Here is a 5,634-nt window from a genome sequence, read left to right as displayed (position 1 = left end):
TAGAAAAACCAAAGGATAAAACCCTAGCTCACTATGCTACACCACTTGCTTTTGGGCTAGCTAAGGAGTTAAAAAAATCACCTGTAATTATAGCAAGTGAATTAGCAGCTAAATTTAACTCACCAAACTACGAAGTAACTGCTGTAAATGGATATATAAATTTTAAGCTAAGTGGTGAATTTCTAGACTCTTTAGCTAATGATGCACTTAAAAGTGGGGATAAATTTGGCTCAAAAGAGATTACAAATCCTAAAAATATATTTTTAGAATATATAAGTGCCAACCCAACAGGTCCATTACATATTGGCCATGTAAGAGGCGCAGTCTATGGTGATACATTAGCTAGAGTAGCTAGACATATTGGCGTAGGAGTTCATACTGAGTATTATATCAATGATGCTGGTAACCAAATCGATCTACTAGGTATATCTATTACACTTAGAGCAAAAGAGATTTTATTTAATGAGACAGTTGAGTATCCTGAGAAATATTACAGGGGTGATTATATTGATGAACTAGCGCATAAAGCTTACAATAAATTTGGCAAAGAAATTTTTGAGTCAAGTCGTAACTCTGAACTAGCCGAATTTGCCAAAGATGAAGTTTTAAAAATCATCAAAAAAGACCTAGCCGATGCTGGAATATTCATAGATAATTGGGCTAGTGAAAAATCATATTATGATCAATTAGAACAAACTTTAGAGCAATTAGAAAAAAGCGGTCAAGTATATAAAAAAGATAGCACCACCTATATCGCTTCAAGCAAACTTGGCGATGATAGCGACAGGGTGGTAGTAAGAAGCGACGGCCGTCCAACATATTTAGCTGGTGATATTATCTATCATAATGTCAAATTTGCCAATGATTTTGATACATATATCAACATTTGGGGCGCAGACCACCACGGATATATCGCTAGATTAAAGGCTGCGATTAATTTTCTAGGTTATGATGAGAGCAAACTAGAGGTAATTTTAATGCAGATGGTAAGCTTATTAAAAGATGGCAAACCATTTAAAATGAGTAAAAGAGCTGGGACATCAGTGTTAATGAGCGATATTTTAGCTGAGATTGGAAGTGATGCACTTAGATTTATTTTCATATCTAAGGCTGGCAATTCAAGCTTAGAATTTGATATTGATGAACTTAAAAAACAAGATAGTTCAAATCCAATATTTTATATCAATTATGCTCACGCTAGAGTAAATCAAATCTTTGCTAAAGCTGGTAAGACCCCTGCAGATGTAGCTAATGTTTCACTAGCAAATTTAAGCGATGATGGTAAGAATTTATTATTTGAAGCGCTTACCATGCCTGAAGTCTTAGAAGATGCTCTAAACCAAAGAAGTTTACACAAAATTCCTGATTATCTCAAATCGCTTAGCGCAAGTTTTCATAAATTCTATAACGAAAATAGAGTTGTAGGAAGTCAAAATGAAGATGAATTGCTAAAGCTTTTTAGTGTTGTAGCACTTAGTATAAAAGTAGCATTAAATTTAATGGGGATAAAAGCTAAGGATATAATGGAAAATTAATCTAAGGGCATATACGCCCTTAGATTTTAGTTTTATTTATTATTAATGCCTTAGCGTTACTTTATTGCTTAATTCTTTAACTACAAACCGATTTACTAGCATAAATTTCTAATAATTCATTTAAATTTGCAATGACAAATTTAGCATCATCATCGCTCATCATCTGATGACATGGCAAGCTTAGCTCAGCTCTATAAAAATCCTCCGCTCCGCTTAAGCGTTGCTCACCATAAAGCGCCTTATAAAAACTAAACTGATAAGTTGGCTTATAATGCACCTGCACGCCAATACCTCTAGCGTGAAGCTCATTAAAGATATCTTCTTTTGCACACCATAAATGCTCGCCCAAAAGTACTGGGTATAGGTGCCTAGCACTTCGCATATTACTTGGTATAGTGATTGTTTTTAGATGTTTTGAACCATTAAAGGCCTCATCATAAATCCTAGCAATCTCATCACGCCTAGAGATAAACTCATCAAGCCTTTTAAGCTGCGAACTCCCAAGCGCACACGCTACATCGCTTAAGCGATAGTTATAGCCCAAAGCTACCATATCCATATTCCAAGCTTGTTTTTTTACCATTCCGTGCGAACGAGTTAATCTAGCAGATTTAGCAATCTCTTCATTATTAGTTAGCAATGCACCGCCTTCAAAAGTCGTAATAGGCTTAATCGCATGAAAGCTAAAAATCGTAGCATCAGCCAAAGTGCCAACCATCTTGCCATTAATACTACTACCCAAAGCGTGACTAGCATCATCAATAATTTTAATATCTTGCCCTTTTATTAGCGCCTTGATAGCGTCCATATCTACAGGCACTCCGCCAAAATCCACTGCTGTTATAACCTTGGTTTTATCGCTTATTAACTCTTTTATAGAGGCTGGATTTATATTACCATTTAAAAGCACATCAGCAAATTTAATCCTAGCACCACACATTAAAGCAGCATTAGCAGTCGCTGCAAAGGTAATAGGGGTAGTTATAACCTCATCATTTTGACTCACACCAAGAGCGATATATGCAGCATGCAAAGCTGAAGTAGCTGAGTTCATCGCTACAGCAAATTTAGCCCCAGTAAGCTCACAAAGCCCACGCTCAAACTCTACTACACGCTCTCCACATGTAAGCATGTCGCTCTTAAGCGCTTCAACAACTGCTTCAATATCGCTATTATCGATCTTTTGTCTGCTATATACCATCATTTTTAACTCTTTATTTTAATATTCGTGGCAGAGTAATTCCAGTTTGAGACTGGTATTTTCCTTTTTTATCAGCGTAGCTAGTCTCACAAACCTCATCGCCTTGTAAAAATAAAACCTGAGCTATCCCTTCATTAGCATAAATTTTAGCTGGAAGTGGGGTTGTATTTGAAATTTCAATAGTTATATGACCTTTAAATCCTGGCTCAAATGGAGTTACATTTACAATTATCCCACATCTTGCATATGTGCTTTTACCTAGGCAAATAGCTAGCGTATCTCGTGGCATCTTAAAATACTCTACCGTTCTAGCAAGTGCAAATGAATTTGGCGGAACAATACAGATATCGCCTATAAAATCTACAACATTTTTTTCATCAAAATTTTTAGGGTCTACAACTGTACCACCTACATTGGTAAAGATTTTAAATTCATTCCCAACTCTAATATCATATCCATAACTTGAAAGTCCGTAGCTAACGACTCCACGGCCTATATTTTCTTCACAAAATGGGCTTATCATATCGTGTTCTAAGCTCATTTTTCTTATCCATTTATCGCTTTTTAGACCCATAATTTTCCTTATTAAATTTAAATCCGTAATTATAGCGATTTTTACTTTAAACTAAAGTTTAGCTTATTATTTAGATAATTTGGGTAGAATTATGCAATTTTACTTAATTCAAGGAGAATTTATGACAAGAGATGAGATTAAAGAGCTTATGAGCTTTTTTGATGAGACAAACATCAATAAGATCAAGATTAAAAATGGCGACTTTGCCATCGAGCTAGAAAAATATGAGCCTTGCCAAGAGCCAGCTCCAGCGCCAGCATGCCCTCCAATCCCAGCTCCAGCGCCAATCAATGTAGTAGTAAATGAAAAAACAGTAACTACTTCAACAGCAACTGATACATTAAATGCTCCAATGGTAGGAACATTTTATATAGCACCAAGTCCAGGCGCAGCTAGCTTTGTAAAAGTTGGTCAAACAGTTAGAAAAGGTGATACAATCGGAATTATTGAAGCTATGAAAATTATGAATGAGATTGAGGCTGAATTTGATTGTAGAATTACTAAGGCTATAGTATCAGATGGCCAGCCGGTTGAATTTGGTATGGCTCTATTTGAGGTTGAAAAGATATGAGAGAGATCAAAAGAATCTTAATAGCAAATCGTGGCGAGATTGCGCTTAGAGCTCTTCGCACTATCCAAGAGATGGGCAAAGAAGCAGTAGTAGTGCACTCTACAGCTGATAAAGATGCCTTATATGTCAAATATGCTGATGCTACTATATGTATAGGCGAGCCTAGAAGTAGCGAAAGCTATCTAAATATTCCAGCTATTATCACAGCGTGCGAGATTAGTGAAGCTGATGCTATATTTCCTGGATATGGATTTTTGAGTGAAAATCAAAATTTCGTTGAAATTTGTGCTAAGCATAATATCAAATTCATCGGCCCAAGCGTAGAGGCAATGGCATTAATGAGCGATAAAAGCAAAGCTAAGCAAGTAATGATGAGAGCTGGCATTCCAGTTGTACCAGGTAGCGATGGAGCTATAAAAGATATAGAAATGGCTAAAAAACTAGCTAGTGAGATTGGCTATCCTGTAATCATTAAAGCTGCTGCTGGCGGTGGCGGCCGTGGTATGAGAGTGGTAGAAAAAGAAGAGGATTTAGAAAAAAATTTCTGGTCAGCTGAGAGCGAAGCTATGAGCGCCTTTGGTGATGGTACAATGTATATGGAAAAATACATTTCAAATCCACGCCATATAGAGGTTCAAGTCTTAGGCGATGAACATGGCAATGTAGTACATGTAGGTGAGAGAGATTGCTCAATGCAACGCCGCCACCAAAAACTAATCGAAGAGAGTCCAGCTGTAATCTTAGATGATGCTACTAGAACAGAACTTCATCAAACAGCAGTACGAGCTGCTAAGGCTATTGGCTATGCAGGCGCTGGTACTTTTGAGTTCTTATATGATCAAAAAGATAATAAATTTTACTTCATTGAGATGAATACTAGACTTCAAGTTGAACACTGCGTAAGCGAAATGTGCAGCGGCCTAGACTTAATAGAGTGGATGATCCGTATCGCTCAAGGTGAGAAATTGCTAGACCAAAGCCAAATCAAGCTAGAAGGTCATGCTATAGAGTGCAGAATCACAGCCGAAGATCCAAAAAGCTTTACGCCAAATCCTGGCAAAATCACAAAATATGTAGCTCCAGGTGGTAGAAATGTAAGGATGGATAGCCACGTATATGAAGGCTATAGCGTTCCACCATACTATGATAGTATGATAGGCAAGCTAATTGTACATGATAGCGATAGAAATAAAGCAATTGCTAAGATGAAAGTAGCCCTTGATCAGCTAATAATTCATGGAATCAAAACTACAAAAGATTTCCATATAGGTATGATGAATAATGAGGATTTTGTAAATAATCTATATGATACGAACTATTTAGCAAAGCATTAATTTACTTTTAATTCCAAGCTAAATTAATTTACAATAAATTTAATGGTGTCTAATTTACAACTAGACACCTATTTAAGCTGAGTTGGTTTGTGGTATAATTTGCAACCGAGCTAAATTTAGCCTATTTTATAGGCATTTGGCTATGGTTTAAAGGTATTAATTTTTCCACTTTGAAAAAAACGCTAAAATAAATTTGTGGAAAAATTTAGTTATAATACAAACGCAAATTAAACGCATTTTTATAAATTATAGAATCCTCATTTGTGATAGCGATAAATACGCCATTATTTGCAGCGCCCATATCAATATTTATAGACAATTCATTCATAAACAACTCCAACTATATATAAATGATTTTGATTTTAATGAAATTTGGCTTACAATTGTTTAAAATATAAAATAAGTTTAGATAATTATTA

6 protein-coding genes are annotated in these 5,634 nt (G+C 35.7%); 3 read left to right on the top strand and 3 right to left on the bottom strand.

The features are described from left to right. A partial coding sequence (argS, locus tag J6V67_RS03085) for an arginine--tRNA ligase (protein WP_291858608.1) occupies nucleotides 1-1,535 on the top strand: 1,535 nt, incomplete at its 5' end. A 76-nt stretch (nucleotides 1,536-1,611) separates the two neighbouring features. Here the strand turns inward: argS and pseC are convergent. Then, entirely contained in the window at nucleotides 1,612-2,739 is a 1,128-nt protein-coding gene (pseC, locus tag J6V67_RS03080; RefSeq protein ID WP_291858605.1) for a UDP-4-amino-4,6-dideoxy-N-acetyl-beta-L-altrosamine transaminase, read from the bottom strand. 10 nt (nucleotides 2,740-2,749) lie between these two features. Next, the gene (gene dcd / locus J6V67_RS03075; RefSeq protein ID WP_291858602.1) at nucleotides 2,750-3,310 is read right to left on the bottom strand and encodes a dCTP deaminase; all 561 of its coding nucleotides are present in this window, start codon (nucleotides 3,308-3,310) and stop codon (nucleotides 2,750-2,752) included. A 121-nt stretch (nucleotides 3,311-3,431) separates the two neighbouring features. Here dcd and accB point away from each other — a divergent pair, with 121 nt between their 5' ends. Together accB and J6V67_RS03065 are read left to right on the top strand one after the other, a co-directional pair. Then, nucleotides 3,432-3,881 carry an acetyl-CoA carboxylase biotin carboxyl carrier protein gene (gene accB, locus J6V67_RS03070; RefSeq protein WP_291858600.1) on the top strand — a complete coding sequence of 150 codons (450 nt, stop codon included), beginning with the start codon at nucleotides 3,432-3,434 and terminating at the stop codon, nucleotides 3,879-3,881. Next, nucleotides 3,878-5,215: an acetyl-CoA carboxylase biotin carboxylase subunit gene (locus tag J6V67_RS03065; protein WP_291858597.1), complete on the top strand. Its 1,338-nt coding sequence runs from the start codon at nucleotides 3,878-3,880 to the stop codon at nucleotides 5,213-5,215. Before accB ends, J6V67_RS03065 begins: the two co-directional genes overlap by 4 nt. A 205-nt stretch (nucleotides 5,216-5,420) precedes the next feature. Here J6V67_RS03065 and J6V67_RS03060 read toward each other — a convergent pair whose 3' ends face one another. Then, the gene (locus J6V67_RS03060; RefSeq protein ID WP_291858594.1) at nucleotides 5,421-5,543 is read right to left on the bottom strand and encodes a hypothetical protein; all 123 of its coding nucleotides are present in this window, start codon (nucleotides 5,541-5,543) and stop codon (nucleotides 5,421-5,423) included. Nucleotides 5,544-5,634 lie beyond the last annotated feature (91 nt).

Source organism: Campylobacter sp. (genome assembly GCF_017646085.1).
Taxonomy (GTDB): Bacteria; Campylobacterota; Campylobacteria; order Campylobacterales; family Campylobacteraceae; genus Campylobacter.
Note: the sequence above shows the minus strand (reverse complement) of the source record. Positions and strands in the feature narration are given on the sequence as shown.